This is a genomic window from Paenibacillus kyungheensis, assembly GCF_028606985.1.
In the GTDB taxonomy this organism is placed as follows: Bacteria; Bacillota; Bacilli; order Paenibacillales; family Paenibacillaceae; genus Saccharibacillus; species Saccharibacillus kyungheensis.
This window is the reverse complement of sequence record NZ_CP117416.1, coordinates 2,322,925-2,339,554: the sequence shown is the minus strand read 5'-3', so window position 1 is coordinate 2,339,554 and position 16,630 is coordinate 2,322,925. Positions and strand designations below refer to the sequence as shown.

General features: G+C 37.9%; 11 protein-coding genes. 9 read left to right on the top strand and 2 right to left on the bottom strand.

The features are described from left to right. Positions 1-356 precede the first annotated feature (356 nt). On the top strand, positions 357-1,751 hold the full coding sequence (locus PQ456_RS10335; RefSeq protein WP_273616047.1) for a hypothetical protein: 1,395 nt from the start codon (positions 357-359) through the stop codon (positions 1,749-1,751). Positions 1,752-2,276: 525 nt separating this feature from the next. Here the strand turns inward: PQ456_RS10335 and PQ456_RS10330 are convergent. Then, entirely contained in the window at positions 2,277-3,248 is a 972-nt protein-coding gene (locus PQ456_RS10330) for a D-2-hydroxyacid dehydrogenase family protein (protein WP_273616046.1), read from the bottom strand. 632 nt (positions 3,249-3,880) lie between these two features. Here PQ456_RS10330 and thrS point away from each other — a divergent pair. Then, positions 3,881-5,797 carry a threonine--tRNA ligase gene (thrS, locus tag PQ456_RS10325; RefSeq protein WP_273616045.1) on the top strand — a complete coding sequence of 639 codons (1,917 nt, stop codon included), beginning with the start codon at positions 3,881-3,883 and terminating at the stop codon, positions 5,795-5,797. A 212-nt stretch (positions 5,798-6,009) separates the two neighbouring features. On the opposite strand, the gene PQ456_RS10320 is transcribed toward thrS, so the two are convergent. After that, positions 6,010-10,926 (bottom strand): beta strand repeat-containing protein, encoded by a 4,917-nt coding sequence (locus PQ456_RS10320; protein WP_273616044.1) that lies wholly within the window; start codon positions 10,924-10,926, stop codon positions 6,010-6,012. 252 nt (positions 10,927-11,178) lie between these two features. On the opposite strand from PQ456_RS10320, the gene PQ456_RS10315 reads away from it, so the two are divergent. From PQ456_RS10315 to PQ456_RS10285, 7 genes are all read left to right on the top strand, one after another. Further along, positions 11,179-11,664, top strand: coding sequence for a GNAT family N-acetyltransferase (locus PQ456_RS10315; protein ID WP_273616043.1), 486 nt, complete (start codon positions 11,179-11,181; stop codon positions 11,662-11,664). Between the two features lie 23 nt (positions 11,665-11,687). Next, positions 11,688-12,206 (top strand): phage tail protein, encoded by a 519-nt coding sequence (locus tag PQ456_RS10310; RefSeq protein WP_273616042.1) that lies wholly within the window; start codon positions 11,688-11,690, stop codon positions 12,204-12,206. 25 nt (positions 12,207-12,231) lie between these two features. Beyond that, positions 12,232-12,750 (top strand): phage tail protein, encoded by a 519-nt coding sequence (locus tag PQ456_RS10305; RefSeq protein WP_273616041.1) that lies wholly within the window; start codon positions 12,232-12,234, stop codon positions 12,748-12,750. 71 nt (positions 12,751-12,821) lie between these two features. Further along, the gene (locus PQ456_RS10300) at positions 12,822-13,370 is read left to right on the top strand and encodes a phage tail protein (protein ID WP_273616040.1); all 549 of its coding nucleotides are present in this window, start codon (positions 12,822-12,824) and stop codon (positions 13,368-13,370) included. Between the two features lie 31 nt (positions 13,371-13,401). Then, positions 13,402-13,725, top strand: coding sequence for a DUF3219 family protein (locus tag PQ456_RS10295; protein WP_273616039.1), 324 nt, complete (start codon positions 13,402-13,404; stop codon positions 13,723-13,725). Positions 13,726-14,220: 495 nt separating this feature from the next. After that, the gene (locus PQ456_RS10290) at positions 14,221-15,396 is read left to right on the top strand and encodes a family 10 glycosylhydrolase (RefSeq protein ID WP_273616038.1); all 1,176 of its coding nucleotides are present in this window, start codon (positions 14,221-14,223) and stop codon (positions 15,394-15,396) included. 260 nt (positions 15,397-15,656) lie between these two features. Continuing rightward, a complete protein-coding gene (locus tag PQ456_RS10285) occupies positions 15,657-16,571 on the top strand; it encodes a DUF4097 family beta strand repeat-containing protein (protein WP_273616037.1) in 915 nt (304 codons plus the stop codon). The last annotated feature ends 59 nt before the right edge of the window (positions 16,572-16,630 follow it).

The window sequence follows — 16,630 nt, the reverse complement described above, 5'->3', positions numbered from 1 at the left end:
ACTGATAGTTTTTCCAATCTTTAGCACGCTTCTGTAAACGATCAAGATTTTCATCAAAATCTGCATAATAATCTACAGCACGATCCCATAGTTTTGTAGCCTTTTCCAATTATAGAAGCACTCCATATGATCTTTGTATTCATTGAGTTCCCCTTTAGAGTAAGTATTTTATTGTACAAATTAACTATTATGTTAGATAAATCTATGATTATTATTCTAATATTGGTCATTAATATCTTCTATTCAATAGATCACATTTATTTTGATTGACAGTTCGTACCCTCCATATTATGATTCAGAATAATATTTCTCATAAAACCTATAGGATTTATGTAATTAATTGGAGGGGATTAAGAATGTTACCATTTTCTACAGCATTTTTACAAAAGTCAGTTGTTCGTAAATCAGTTATCGCCTGGACACTTGCTGTCTCTGTTGTCGCTTCACCTGTGTTATACAGCAGTACCAGTTATGCAGCTACTGCGGTTGTCGCACAGCATGAGGTTAGCGCTTCGGAATACTCACAATTTTTACAATCCAAATTCAATATTTCAGTAGCGAACGGGATTAGTCGTGGGCAGTATATCCAAGACCTTGCTACAGCACTTCAATTAACTCCAGAAAAGTCGGATGCTACATTTACTGATGTCCCATCTAGCCATAAGCTATATAAGGCAGCCACTGCTTTGTATGAGAATGGTATCCTCTCCAGTACTACTGTTCATCCTAATCAAAAGTTAGACGCACGTACCGCTGTTTATTTCGCTGTCAAAGCAGCAGGTCTCAAGGAACTGGCGTATACATATCCTCCGGCTAAAGTAAAAATAGCGCTTGCCAAGCTGGCGATCAAACCAACTTCTCTATCGACCCAAACAGGTCAAGAACTGGCTGTAGCTGTAGACAGTGGTTTATTGCCGAAATCTCTGTATAAAGCTGTAACTGCATCACAATCTACTTCTCCGTCACCTGTATTTGTAGAGACATTGCTTGGACAGGTGTTGCAATTTAAAGGGCAATACAAACACTATCTCGGTTACACCAGTGATGATGATATCTATGCCAAATTGCAAGATGCTTATAACACGTCACGTTTAATTCAAGCACCAGAATTGCAAGAATTAGCGAACAAAGCGTTAGAAGAAAACTTGGTAACTGGTTACAATGTCAAAGATAGCCGTTATGAAGCTAATTTTATAGACGCACTGTCTCTAAATTACGGTCATGATGATATCAAACATGCTGTTCAATTGATTGGTTTGTTGCGTAGTGAAGGGATCTCTGCCAAAGTACAATTTGAACCGAAAACATCTGCATTTATTTATTTGAAAGAATGGGGCGAGCCTAAATCAACTGAGGATTATCATGTGTCTCAGATCGCTAATGGCAATTATATCGCTAATGCTAAAGAATATGATTTGGCTTTTGAATTTGCTAATAGTGCCGACAAAAACAAATTCCAAAAAGTTATTCTAGCTTATGCGAAAAAAGATAGTGAAGATCAAAAAGGGCTGATCTATAACTCTTGGTGGCAACCGCTCTACTATTCTCAGACAGCAATCAAAGACTATGACGTGATTAGCAATAACAAAATCACTCAAGGCAATTATTATGTACAATCGTTCTCTTTGAAAGAAAAATCTGCTGATGTGGCTGCTGGCTTCAAAGCGCTTGATCCTTCGCTAAAAGTGGATAGTTATCAATTCTGGGTAGATGGGCCATTCTTCAATTATTTGAACGGAGATTCTAAGTAATTACGTTTTTGCGATTTGTACTATGGTGTAACGATCATTCTGTAAACATTGTGAGATTTAAGGTATCATTTATATCTATACGTTTTTAATAAAAAACTGCCACTTATGCGTAATCAATAATGTGGCGGTTTTTTGTTTGCTTTTATCGTTAAGATCATTTAGCTTTTGATACGTGCAGGAGCGTAATAGTGAGTTATCTATGTTGTGTAACTCGGGTGATTTTATTTTGGTTTTATTATTGTGAATTTTTCATATGATGAAATAATTTTTATAGTGTTGTAAATATATATTCCCCCTCTAAAATTATGATTTATTCATCTGATCAATTTGTTCATACTAAAAAAGCCTCAAACTATAAATACCACTTTTTCACGAGCAAAGTGATATCTACAATTCCAGACTTTTCATATATAATATTTCGATATTTACAAGCTCATTTCCAACATCAATTGGCAAAATAGCTATTAGAATAGTACTTTTCTTAACTATTATTTAAAATGATATCAATTTTGAAATTGTATATTGTTACGTTCGCACATAGATTAGTTCTCGCTGTATATCGTTATTAAGATATCCTACAATGTTATCTACTGCATCTTTATAAAAGCATTTGTAATTATCATCGGATACATAACCAATATGCGGTGTTGCTAATACATTGGGTAATTTGCGTAATATATGATCTGACGGTAAAGGCTCTGTATCAAATACATCTAATCCAGCTCCTGCAATCGTCCCATCTTGTAATGCTTCGATCATAGCAGTCTGATCAACAATGCCTGCACGTGAAGTATTGATCAAGTATGCAGAAGGCTTCATCAAAGCTAATTCGGATTTTCCTATTATTCGGCGTGTGCGATCGCTAAGTACCAGATGGATCGATAGAAAGTCGCTTTCAGCTAATAGTTCTTCTTTGGAAGCTGCCAATTGCACATGAGCCGCCTCTGCTCGTTCAGCTGTTAGATTTTCACTCCATGCCAGAATATTCATTCCCATCGCTTGCCCGATCGTAGCCATTTGTTGTCCGATTTTACCTAATCCCAATAGCCCTAATGTTTTTCCTTGTAATCCGATTCCAATCGTACTTTGCCATGCTCCATTGTTGCGAAACGATTCATTTTCTTGGATCAAATGACGGGACAATCCTAAAATAAGCGCCCATGTTAATTCAGTCGGTGCAGCTCCTTTTCCTCGTGTTCCGCAGACTGTAATTCCTAATTTCCCTGCTGCTTTGAGGTCAATCGAAGCGTTGCGCATGCCTGTAGTAATCAATAATTTAAGATTAGGCAATTTACGAAGTACATCTTCTGGAAACTTCGTCCGTTCACGCATGATAACTAGAATTTCATAATCCTGAATCGCTTCAATCAATTCATTTCGATCTTCAAAATATTCGTGATAACTATCAATATTCACTTGCGATTCGATTACTGACCAATCTGCCATCTGCTCGGCAACATGCTGGTAATCATCAAGAATGGCACAGTTCAGCTTCATCGTCTAGTACTCCTTCGGTTAATGGGTTATTGTGTAAAATGAACTCGGTGGATAGATAAATTATTTTTACTAATATACCATATTGCTACCTTTGACTGACTTTCTTTTTTTGTATTCATAATTTTTATTTTATTATTATGAATTTTTCATGTATAGAAATTATCATTCTATATTTATACTTTTTTAAGTGTATCCATAATATAGGTTAGATTATTCTTATATAATTATCTTTATTATTTTCTGCTTGACCTTTTACGATTACACTCCTATAATCAGGAATCAATAACACATCCCAACTTATATCAGGCTTTGACCAAAGACATGATTCACGTTATGCGCTGCCCAGAGAGAAAAGCGATTGCTGAGAGCTTTTTCAGTCGACAAATGTGCAATTACCCCTTTGTAGCCGTATGATTGAACCGATAATACATTGTGATTATCTTATTAGATCGTACCGCCTAATCCCCGTTAATGGATTCCAATGAGGACTGTTCTCTGCATGATTATAGCGTGTTTAGCTATTTCTACAGAGAGGTCAAATTAGGGTGGAACCACGAGCCAAGCGCACTCGTCCCTTTCTGGGACAGTGTGCTTTTTTGCGCTTACATTCTAATATGTTGGAGGAATCTATCATGTCTATTCACATTTCTTTACCTGACGGCTCAATCCGTTCTGTAGATTCACCTGTATCCATTGCTGAGTTCGCATCTTCGATCAGTACAAGTCTTGGTAAACAAGCTATCGCCGGCAAGATCAATAACAAGCTGGTTGATCTCAATACTATAATTGATCAAGACTGTGCTGCTCAGATCATCACTCTGGATGATCCAGAAGGTTTGGCTATGTATCGTCATAGTACTGCTCACCTGATGGCACAAGCTATTAAGCGTCTATACGGTGATCAACAAGTAAAGCTTGGTATTGGCCCTGTTATTGCAGATGGATTTTATTATGATATCGATATTGCTAACCCTTTATCTGTAGAACAATTGCATGATATTGAGAAAGAAATGCACAAGATTATCAACGAGAACCTCCCTATTGTCCGTAAAGTGATTAGCCGTGCAGAAGCGATAGATATTTTTACAGACATCCATGATCCTTATAAATTAGAACTGATTCACGATCTACCACTAGATGCAGAAATTTCAATCTATGAGCAAGGCGAATTTTTCGATCTTTGTCGTGGGCCTCATCTTCCTTCTACTGGAAAAATCAAAGTTTTCAAATTGTTACATGTTGCTGGTGCATACTGGCGTGGTGATTCCAATCAAAAAATGTTACAACGTATCTATGGCACAGCTTTTCCGAAAAAAGCTCAATTAGACGAACATCTACATGTACTGGAAGAAGCCAAAAAACGTGATCACCGCAAATTAGGCAAAGAACTCGATTTGTTTATGTTTTCAGAAGAAGCACCCGGGATGCCATTTTACTTGCCTAAAGGAATGGCTTTGCGGACAGAACTGGAGAACTTTTCACGTGAGATGCAATTGAAAAATGGTTATCAAGAAGTGCGTACACCGCTCATGATGAATCAACGACTTTGGGAACAATCCGGTCACTGGGATCATTACAAAGATAATATGTATTTTGCTCCTGTTGATGCTGAAGCTTTTGCACTCAAACCGATGAACTGTCCCGGACATATGTTGATCTATAAAAACGATCTTCATTCTTATCGTGAACTGCCTATTCGCATGATGGAGTTCGGTCAGGTGCATCGGCACGAGTTCTCTGGTGCGCTTAACGGTATGATGCGTGTACGCACTTTCTGTCAGGATGATGCTCATATCTATGCTATGCCTCATCAGATTGAAGATGAGATCAATCAGGCGATGACACTTCTCGATGATATGTATAACGTATTTGGATTTGAATACAAAATCGAATTATCGACTCGTCCAGCAGATTATATGGGTGCAGATGAGTTGTGGGATCAGGCGGAACAAGCATTAAGTAATGTTCTGGATCATCGAGGAATTGAGTATACACTTAATGAAGGTGATGGTGCTTTTTACGGTCCTAAAATTGATTTTCATATCCTAGATGCGCTCAAGCGTAGCTGGCAATGCGGTACAATCCAGCTTGATTTTCAAATGCCTGAAAAATTCGATCTTACTTATATAGGTGAAGACAATCTCAAGCATCGTCCGGTCGTGATTCACCGTGCGATCTACGGTTCGATCGATCGTTTTCTAGGTATTCTAACAGAGCACTATTCCGGTGCTTTCCCTGTCTGGTTAGCTCCTGTACAGATCAAGTTGTTACCTGTATCTGAACATTACATTGATTATGCATTACAGGTGAAGCAACAATTAATGCAAGTCGGGATTCGTGTGCAGATCGATATCCGTAACGAAAAGTTAGGATACAAAATGCGTGAAGCGCAAATGGAAAAAGTACCTTACATCTTAGTTGTTGGTGAAAATGAGAAAAATGCTCATAGTGCTTCTGTTCGTCAGCATGGTGGTGCAGATCTAGGTGTTCTTTCTATAGAAGAAATTATTTCAAAAGTTGCTGAGCAAAACAGTGCTAAGTCTTCGTAAACTAAGATAGGATATCCATATCAAGAGATATTAAAGATTATTGTATACTTGTAAATTAAGTTCTGTTAGTACCAACACCGTATAAGTTTCTATTGACTCTTTTCATTCATCTTATCTATATATGGTTACAAAAAGAATCCTTTGGCATATCGCCTAAAGGATTCTTTTTGGTATCTATGGTAGTGCATTTACTTCCTGATTGCCTATACTATTTAGATCAATTTGGCTAATTTCAGTAGGCGTTGCATCACTGTAGCTGTCTCTGCTCTACTCATTTGACCAGTTGGATTCAGCAATTTTCCATTACCTTGAACGACGCCAGATGACAAGACTGCTTGTGTTGCAGTCTGCGCCCAGGTAGCCACTTTACGTTGATCAGAATAACTGCTCAATGTAGTAGTACTGCCTGTCGCTTGTTGCAATTTGACGATCGCTATTGCACGATTCAGAATCACAAACGCTTCCTGACGAGAAATCGTTTGATTAGGACGGAATGTACCATTTTCATATCCATCGATCAAATTGTATTTATTGGCTACCGTTACAGCTCCCATATACCAATCGGATGTCGATACATCTGAGAATTTGGAAGATGTACCTGTGTCGGACAGACCCAGAGCACGTACTAGAATAGCTGCAAATTCTGCTCTGTTCACATTACTATTTGGATTAAAGTGTGTTGAATCGACTCCGTTCACGACCAAACGTGAAGCCATATCGTTTACAGCTGATTTCGACCAGTGATTAGCTACGTCAGGGAATTCTTTCGGATTCCAGATCAGACCGTAATTACTATTGGTCAAGCTGTTTACAACTGCATAATAAGCATTACCTTGTTGAGCGACAGCAGTAGGCACATGGTGTATATTTCCTTGTGCATCTACAACAACTGCGGTTGTAATTCGATTCGGATCATAATCGGCTGGAATTGGTAATTCGCGTTTGACATAAGTGGTAAATTCATTGACAGTTGAAACCTGATTATTGTAAGAAGCTGTGATATTGAAATCTACTGGAGCCATCGCCACTGTGAATCCATCCCGACTTGCACGATTATTCAACGCTGTTAGGATAGCATCGGTACTACGCGTAATTGTGACATTCACTTGCAACTGTGCTGAAGAAGCATTATTGCCTAGCTCTCCTGCTAATTGTTGAATACGTAATTGAGTTGAAGGTAATGTGTAATTACCTAGAACGGTCTCAATTCGTAACGTTGCTTGTGCACCTGCAAGAATCTGTACAGCTTCTCCGGTTAGTACTGTATTCACTTTGTCTGCACTTGCTTTGACTGGAATAATAACCTGTGGAGCATTGCCTTCATTTGCCAATAGATTACCTAATTTGTCTGTATCCACTGTTGCTGTAAAAACAGCTTGACCATTTTGTTGTTCCAATACACCTGTAGCAATTTGTTCGATTTGTCGTCCATTGACGATAATCTCAAACCCGTCTGTTGCAGGTGTACTTGGTGTAGTCGGCTCTGTCGTGCCTGGCGTTGTACCCGGGGTACTAGGATCATCATTATTGCCTGATCCACCGCCACCTGAACCAGAGTCAGATTTTTTATCACGTTTGATTGTAATTGTATACGTTTGTGTAGCACCATTTTGAGCAGTGACGATAATGGTAATGACATTATCTCCTACAGACAAAGCGATTGGATCCGATGTCCCAGCATCTGCAAGTGCTTTACCATTTACAGTTATCGTTGCCTCTGGATCATACACCGATGCTGTTACTGTCACTGTGCTCGTAGAGTTATTTACACTCATATTATAATTATTGATCTCTGGATTAAATGCTGGACTCAATACAAGTCCATTGACAGTGAGCCCTTTGAGATTGCTTCCGCTTGAAGCAGATTTGGCTTTGATGATCAGATCAAACGTTTTGGTATCTGTAACGATTCCACGTGTTACTTGAGCAGTTAAGCGAATAGTCTGATCGCCTTCACTATATGTGCTACGTGTCACTGTACCTGCTGAACTCACTCGTTGTGGATTGCTTGATTCCCAAGTAATCACCGTATTGTTGCTTCCTGCTTGAGCAAGTCCAACATTTTGGGTTACTGAATTTGCGTTATCTCCACTGGCATACTGCACTTGTAGTGTTTGTATATCTGCTGCAACTGCTTGTGCATCAGTAATAGGAAGTGCTTTGACGACTACAGTAAACGTTTTAATCGACAAAGCTGTATTTTTCTGAATCACAGCATTTAGAGTAATAGTAGTATCTGGATTAGGATAAGATGGACGTGTTACTGTTCCGTTGTTTTGTATAATACTTGGATTGCTACTATTCCAATTGATGATCGTTCCATTCGTTCCTGTTAAAGCCAGAGTCAGATTTTGAGTCACTGAACTAGCACTATCTCCTGCTGCATAACCAATCACCAAAGCATTGTACGCTTCATCAACAGCATCATCATCACTAATATTGTTACGTGTAATTGTAATTGTATACGTTTGAGTTGATCCATCTCCCATTGTAATAACTATAGGAACCGTATTGCTTCCTACAGCTAATGCAACAGTAGTTGGACTTGCGCTAGTTGCTTCTATACCTGCTACAGTGATTGCTTGAGGTGTAGAGATAGCTGTTGGTGTCACTTGTATCGTCGAAGATGAATAATTGACTGTGGCGGTATATGATTTTGTATTTGTATTAAATACAGGGTTTAATGTTCCTTCACTAATCGTTAAATTGCTCAAGTTAGCATTTTGTGGACGTTGAATATCGATCCTATAAGTTTTGATCGAACCGTCTTGTGCAGTCACTTCAATCGCTACTGTATTCACTCCCACAGCAAGATTTACTGACGATGTATTTCCACTCGAAACATTATTTCCATTGATTTTTACTGTAGCATTGATGTCTTGTGTCGTTGGCGTGATATCTATACTACTTGTTGTTGCAGTAACAGAAGCATTATACGCAGTAATAGTAGTATCAAATGCTGGAGAAAGTGTTCCTGCACTAATTAAGATATTCGCTAGATTAGCATTATTCGTTGCAGCTTTTCTAGTGACTGTAAGTGTATATGTGCGAGTTGTTCCATCCTGAGCAGTAACTACAGTAGTAATGGTATTAGATCCTACAGCCAGCGCAATTGCTCCCGACGCATTGCCACTAGTTACTGCAACTCCATTAACTGTCACACTTGCTGTGCTATCTGCTACCGTTGGAGTTACGGTAAGACTTGTTGTTGCATTAGAGACACTTGCTGTGTAACTCGTTGTTCCTGAGGCAAATGTTGGAGACAGTGTTCCTGCACTTAATGACAATGCGCTTAGATCTGCATTACTGCTGCCTGCTCGAGTAACAGTAATAGTATACGTTCTAGTTGTTGTCCCATCCTGAGCAGTAACTACAGTAGTAATGGTATTAGATCCTACAGCCAGTGCAATTGCTCCCGACGCATTTCCACTAGTTACTGCAACTCCATTAACTGTCACACTTGCTGTGCTATCTGCTATTGTTGGAGTTACCGTAAGACTTGTTGTTGCATTACCCACACTTGCTGTATAACTCGTTGTTCCTGAGGCGAATGTTGGAGATAGTGTTCCTGCACTTAATGACAATCCACTCAAATTTGCATTACTACTTGCTGATCGAGTAACAGTAATTGTGTATGTTTTAGTTGTATTGTTTTGCGCTGTTACAACTGTTGTGATGGTATTAGATCCTACGTTTAGTGGAATCGCTCCCGACGCATTTCCACTGGTTACGGTGACTCCATTAACTTTCACACTTGCCGTACTATCTGCTACTGTTGGAGTTACGGTAAGACTTGTTGTTGCATTACCCACACTAGCGGTGTAATTGGTTGTTCCTGAAGCAAAAGCAGGAGACAGTGTTCCTGCACTTAATGACAATGCGCTTAGATCTGCATTACTGCTGCCTGCTCGAGTAACAGTAATGGTATACGTTTTAGTCGTTGTTCCATCCTGAGCAGTAACTACAGTAGTGATGGTATTAGATCCTACAGCCAGCGCAATCGCTCCCGACGCATTTCCACTGGTTACGGTGACTCCGTTAACTTTCACACTTGCCGTACCATCTGCTACTGTTGGAGTTACGGTAAGACTTGTTGTTGCATTACCCACACTAGCGGTGTAATTGGTTGTTCCTGAGGCGAATGCTGGGGATAGTGTTCCTGCACTTAATGACAATGCGCTTAGATTCGCATTCGTACTTGCAGCTGCAATAGACTGTGTTCTAATAGCTCCCGAATCACCTACTGCTGTAAATTGATTGCTAGTTGATGCAACTCCATACAAAACGGGCGTTGAATTTGGCGTTTCCGTAGTCCATGATGTAGCATCAGTTGAAGTCAAAATAACTCCGTTGGTAAAATTCCCATCTAGGTCTCCAACAATTACGTATTTACCAGTACTATAAGTAATATCATATAAAACAGTTCCAGATGCTCCAGAAATCGTTTGAGGAGTATTCCAACTTGTACCGTTCGTAGAAGTTACTATTTTTCCATCTGATGTTGCGTAAAAAGTACCGTTTAAAAATCTGACAGAATATACAGAGCTACTTCCTGCAATAGGTCCTCTATTTGTCCAAGTCGTACCATCTGGTGAACTATACGCTATTCCATTAGCACCTACTGCTACAAAAATGCTATTACCATAAGCTACTCCTAAAAAATCATCTGAAGCAGGCTTGGTATTCGTCCATGTGACAGCGTCCGAAGAATAATAAATATTCCCGCTATTAGCACCAATAACATATGTTGAATTAGCATATACGACTGCGCTCAAATTATTAGCTGTATTAATACTGTTGTTTGTCCAATTTATCCCGTCACTTGAAGTGAAAACATGACCTTCATTCCCAACAACTACCCATTTTCCTCCTCCGTACGTAACATTTAAGAAAGATTGAGCATATGGGGTTGTAGCAGTATCTACTGTCCGTTCTGCCCAGGTAGATCCGTCAGTAGAAGTTACCACTTTACCACCTTCAGCCGCACCTACCCACATTCCATTTCCATAGGCTACTTTATAAATCGGTTGAGTTGTATTAGATGTTGCTGTTGTCCATGTCGTAGCAGCAGAAGCTACATTATGACCTGACCATCCTGTAGAGGTTAGTACTAAAATGAAGGATAACATTATACAGACAAATCTTTTATACCTGTTAAAATAAATAGATTTTATCAAAGTTTTACCCCCTTCTATCTGTAAATTTTAAGGACTAATGGTATAAATAGAATAAAATAAATAATATTACATATAACATAGTTTATTTCTGAGAAAAAAAGAATAGTTTTTCATCGAAAACAATAAATATATTTTGTATTTAGTGGAATATTATTGAAATATTGATTAGAATGAGGATATATTTGAGAAAGGAGCGATCAACGTATGCTTTTAAAAGCCGCAACTGAGCAGGATGCGAGCTTTTTGTTTGAATTATTTGAAGCACAGAAAACAGCAGAATTAGGCTTAGAAAATGTAGATTCTCATTTTAAAAACAGTATTATTACTATGCAGTGGAATTCCAAAAATCAAAGTTATCTTCATAGCTTTCCTAACCTGAACACATTTGTTATCTGTTATGAAGAACAAGCTGTAGGTTCTTGTATGATCGATTACACACCTCAAGAAATACACATTATTGATATTCTTATCTCCTCAAACTTCCGCAATCTAGGTATAGGCACACTTCTTTTCAAACAATTACAACTAGAAGCACAACAACAAAAAATTCCTCTTCGTTTACAAGTAGCTATCGGTAATCCCGCACAACGTTTATACGAACGGTTAGAATTCAAAACGTATCAATCCGATCAAGTGTATGTATCTATGGAATGGATGCCGTCCTCTTTTCAATCAACTCTATCTTCCTAATCTAAATGCTAGGAGTGAATACAATGAGTGAAGCTTTTGTAGGAGAAATAAGAATGTTTGCTGGCAATTATGCACCTGAAGATTGGGCTTTTTGTGATGGACAATTACTTAGTATCAGTGAGTATCAAACGTTATTTTCATTATTAGGAACTACTTATGGTGGAGATGGACAGACTAATTTTGCTGTGCCTGATTTACGTGGTCGTCTACCTATTCATATTGGGACAAATTCGGGTATTGCTTATACTTTAGGGCAAAAATCAGGTTCAGAAACAAATACTTTACAAACGAGTGAATTACCCGCACATACTCACCTCGTCAAAGCCACATCCGATACGGCTACAGTCAATACACCTGCTAATAATACATGGGCTTCAACAGCAAGTAATCTCTACTCTAATGTCACGACAACTGATTTAACGTCTATGGATTCAACAGCCATTTCTAGTAACATTGGCGGTCAAGCACATAATAATATGATGCCTTCCCTCACTATTTCATTCATTATCAGTTTAGTTGGAATATATCCACCAAGACCCTAATTCACGATTTGAGGAGGATTATGCTATGGAACCATTTGTAGGTGAACTTCGAATATTTCCTTATGGTTTTATTCCTAAAGGATGGCTAGCTTGTAATGGACAAATATTACCTATCAATCAGAATGCTGCTCTATTTTCATTATTGGGACAAACATATGGCGGAGATGGAAGGACGACATTTGCTCTACCTAATTTACAGGGACAAGTTCCACTTGGAACAGGAGTTGCTGCATCTGGAACAACCTATGCATTAGGTCAAAAAGCTGGAGAAGCCAATCATCCACTTACTGTTACTGAAATGCCTCAACATAATCATAATATAAAAGCATCTTCTGCAACTGCCTCTTCCAAAACACCAACAAATAATGCTTGGTCAACACCAGCACCAAATACTTACAAGCCTTCTACAGGTGCAACACCCGTAACATTAGCGCCTAATGCTCTTAGTGATGCAGGTACAGGTGCAGGTCATAACAATATGCAACCTTATTTGGCACTGACCATCTGTATTGCCACTACCGGCCTTTATCCACCTCGTCCTTAATAGGTATAGAACGTTTCATATCTATAGGTGTAATACAAGCAATCATTATATTATTAATGGAGGTATCTCTTATGGCTGATCCATTTGTAGGCGAAATTCGAATGTTTGCTGGAAATTTTGCACCCCAAGACTGGCTTTTTTGTCAAGGACAAGAATTGAATGTAATGAATTATAATCTACTTTTTAGTGTTATCGGAACTACTTATGGTGCAGGAACAAGCTCGAATACATTCAAATTACCTAATCTACAAGGTAATGTGCCTATGCACCAAGGTACAGGTACTAATCCAGCCTTAACTCCCCATCCTATTGCAAGCACAGCAGGCACAGAAAAAGTCACATTAACAGCGCCGCAAATACCTGCACATATTCATATCCCACAAGCCAAAGCTATTCCAGGCAATACTAATTCTCCAAGTAATGCTCTTTGGTCGCAATCTCCAAAAGCAGGTCCTTCTCAGACACAAATCAATCTGTACGGTGTACCTAATTCTACAGTTCCTATGGATCCACTTATGGTACAATATACAGGTGGCAATCAACCTCACAATAATATGCAACCTTTTTTAGCACTCAACTTTATTATCTGTTGTAATGGAGAATATCCTATTAAACCTTAATTTTTAAAAATTAGAAAGGAATTGGTACACCATGACTATTCGTTCTACAGAAACGATTCCTGTCTATTTAGACACTTTGCAATTGAACGCTTCGCAGTTTCGATATGAGCAAGTGAGTCATTCTATTCAAGATAAGACCCACCATCTGATCGCTTTTGATTTTGTAATTACGGGTAATCAAGAGTATCATGATGTGACTTCACATTTATACGGACAGACGTTTGATGTTAAAGTGCCTTCTCACGATCTTCATTTCAAAGGAAGTATTCATAACTATTCGACTTCTGTACCTAAGCTTGCAACAGAAGAAGATACGGTTAATGTGCATTTGGAACTGATCGAGATTCAAGAATAAGCGTTGTTCTATCGTCTCACTATCAAAAACCTTTATAAGGATTGAAGTGCTTATAGACTTCGATCAACTTATAAAGGTTTTTTTGCGCGTACTTTATGTTCTCTTTTATATGTACAAACTAACTTATTGTAATCTAATGTAACCATTTTTAAAATTATTTTGAAAATATCATTAAAATGTGAAACTTTTTACCTGTAGGTTACGTATTATATAGTATACCTAATCAAATTGTTTCAATTTTGGCTAAAATTCATTATTCTCATGGAAAACAAAGAATGTTTTTCACCTTTATGTCTGTTTTTCGTCTAAATGCGACAATTGACATAGACTTCTCATGGTGTCGTTCATCGGTTATTCATATTATAATGGTATAGTTACGAAAGATAAGAGCGTATAGGAAAATAATTGAATTGAGAAGCTATTCATTATTTATAACTGACAATAACTTACTTTCAGCAAAAATACACATGTATTTCAGAGAGGATCTAAATTATTATGAAAAAACTTACTTATTCTTTATCTGCTGCTTTATTAGCTCTTACAATTATCCCTTGGCAAGCATCTACAGCTAGTGCTGAAGAAGCTGTCGCTCCTGTGACTCCTTTTACAACTGAAATTACTGTACAAACTGAAGCTAACTTCACAAATGCAGCAACAGTTGATACTTTTATCAAACAAGCAGTACGTAACCATGTATCTGTAATCAATATGACTGTCAAACAAGATAGTGATGTTAATGGATCATCTGGTTATGCTTTCTATAACAGCGAATTAGTTAAAGAAGCTACTGGTTTTACTGAATTTGATGCACTGGCTGATGTGATTGAAGAAGCTCACCAATACGGCATCAAAGTCAATGCTGTTGTACCACAGTTCCAGGATAAAGCAGCTATTGATAAAAACTCATCTTGGCAAATGCGTACGATCAATGATAAAGGTAGATTTTCAGCTTACACTGGTAATAACGGAAGTACGTACTATGTAAATCCTTTTGAGCCAGATGTGCAAACCTATGAACGTTCGATTATTAAAGAAGTTGTGACTAATTACAATGTAGATGGTGTAGTATTAAGCGGTTTAGATTTTGATACGGATCGTGTTGATATGAACAATTCTACTCGTAATGCTTTCCAATCTGATAATGGATTTGATCCAGATACGATTGATTTTACCAAAAGCAATAGTAACAAATTAAATACTTGGAATACTTGGAAAGCAGAACAATTAGCAGCTTATGTACAAAATGTTAATGAAGATATTGCAACGATCAAACCTGATCTAGCACTTGGTGTATTCACTGTTTCTCCTACATTAACAGGTACAAGCCAAGATATTTCATTATTCAAAGATAGTGTAGACTTTATTCTTCCTATCGCTGATTTTCAAACTTTAGGTTACTCTGCGGATTGGGTATACAGCAACAACGGTATCCTCAAAGCAACAGAAGCTAAATTAGCAACAACAACACCAAATGCTAAAACAACTACTGAAGAAAAAACAGCAATAACAGTGATTCCTTCATTAAATATTGAATTAAATACAGCTGATGTACAAAATATCTACAATGGTATGCGTACAAACACTCCAACTGTTACTTCTGTCAACTATGCAGTAAAAGGTCAATGGACTGACGCTATGTTCAGTAATGTTGGTGTTCGTAATACGTACTAAGTTACATTTTTAAATACTATAACTACAATCATATACATGAAAATGAACTCCCTTCTACGGATAGGGAGTTTTTTTCTGCTCTTTTGTTATATTTATCTTTTACAGGTATAATCTTTGACTGTTCTATAAAGAGTACTGTACTATTTGTATGATCGGATCAATATGGAAAGTAATTGTTTAACTATAAATAATTGTTATTCATTTCCCTAACAATTATTATACGCACTGGAAAGAATACAAAGAATCTGGAGGAAACAAATATGAAAACAAGAACCAAAAAACGTGTCGTTATTGGTCTTATCTGTATTATCGCTGGTATTATTGGCTTAAGCGCTAATAATCTAGGTTTAGGTGGTAAACCAGATTCAATCGTACATAAACAGATGTGGGAATTGCCTGTAGGTCAATTGAAAACATTACATATTAACTCGGCTTATGATGTTCAGGTGGATTTTGTAGCAAGTACAAATGGTAAAGATACCGTTCAATTTGAAGGTAAGCTGGATCGCCCGATTTTGAAACAATTACAACAGACTACTATTCAGAATGATACGTTACAACTTTCTTTAGAAGAAGTAACTTCTGGATTTAACTTTTTTCACTTTGATATTACACCTGCTATTCAACATATCACTGTGGCTTTAACCGATCCGGCTCAATTACAACAATTTACTATGGACGTATCTTCTGCTCATACGACACTCAAAAATGTAGAAGCTACTAATATACAACTCCAGACCAGTTCAGGTGATGTGAAAGCTTATGATTTAAAAGGAACAACTCAATTAAGTACGTCCTCTGGCGATATTCGCTTAGAACACTGGCAAGGTTCTACTTTGCAACTGTCATCAGGTTCTGGTGAAATTTATGCACAACGCTTAGATGGAGATGTAACGACTACAGCCAGCTCAGGCGATATTGAAATTCAACAATTAGGTGGCGAAGGGCATATCAATTCACAATCTGGTGATATATTGATCACTCTGCAAAAAGGAGCACGCAATGTAGAAGCTTCTGCTCAATCGGGTGATATTGAGATTCATACCAATCATCAATTTGAAGGTTCCTATGAAGCACATACCAATTCAGGTGATGTTGAAGTTCCACCGAATAGCACTAACAGCCCCTATACGATCAAAGCAAATACTTCGTCTGGTGATATTGAGATCGAGTAACAGCAAGTATTATATAATAGATAAACTATTTGCAAATTAGTTATATCTGCATCGATTGC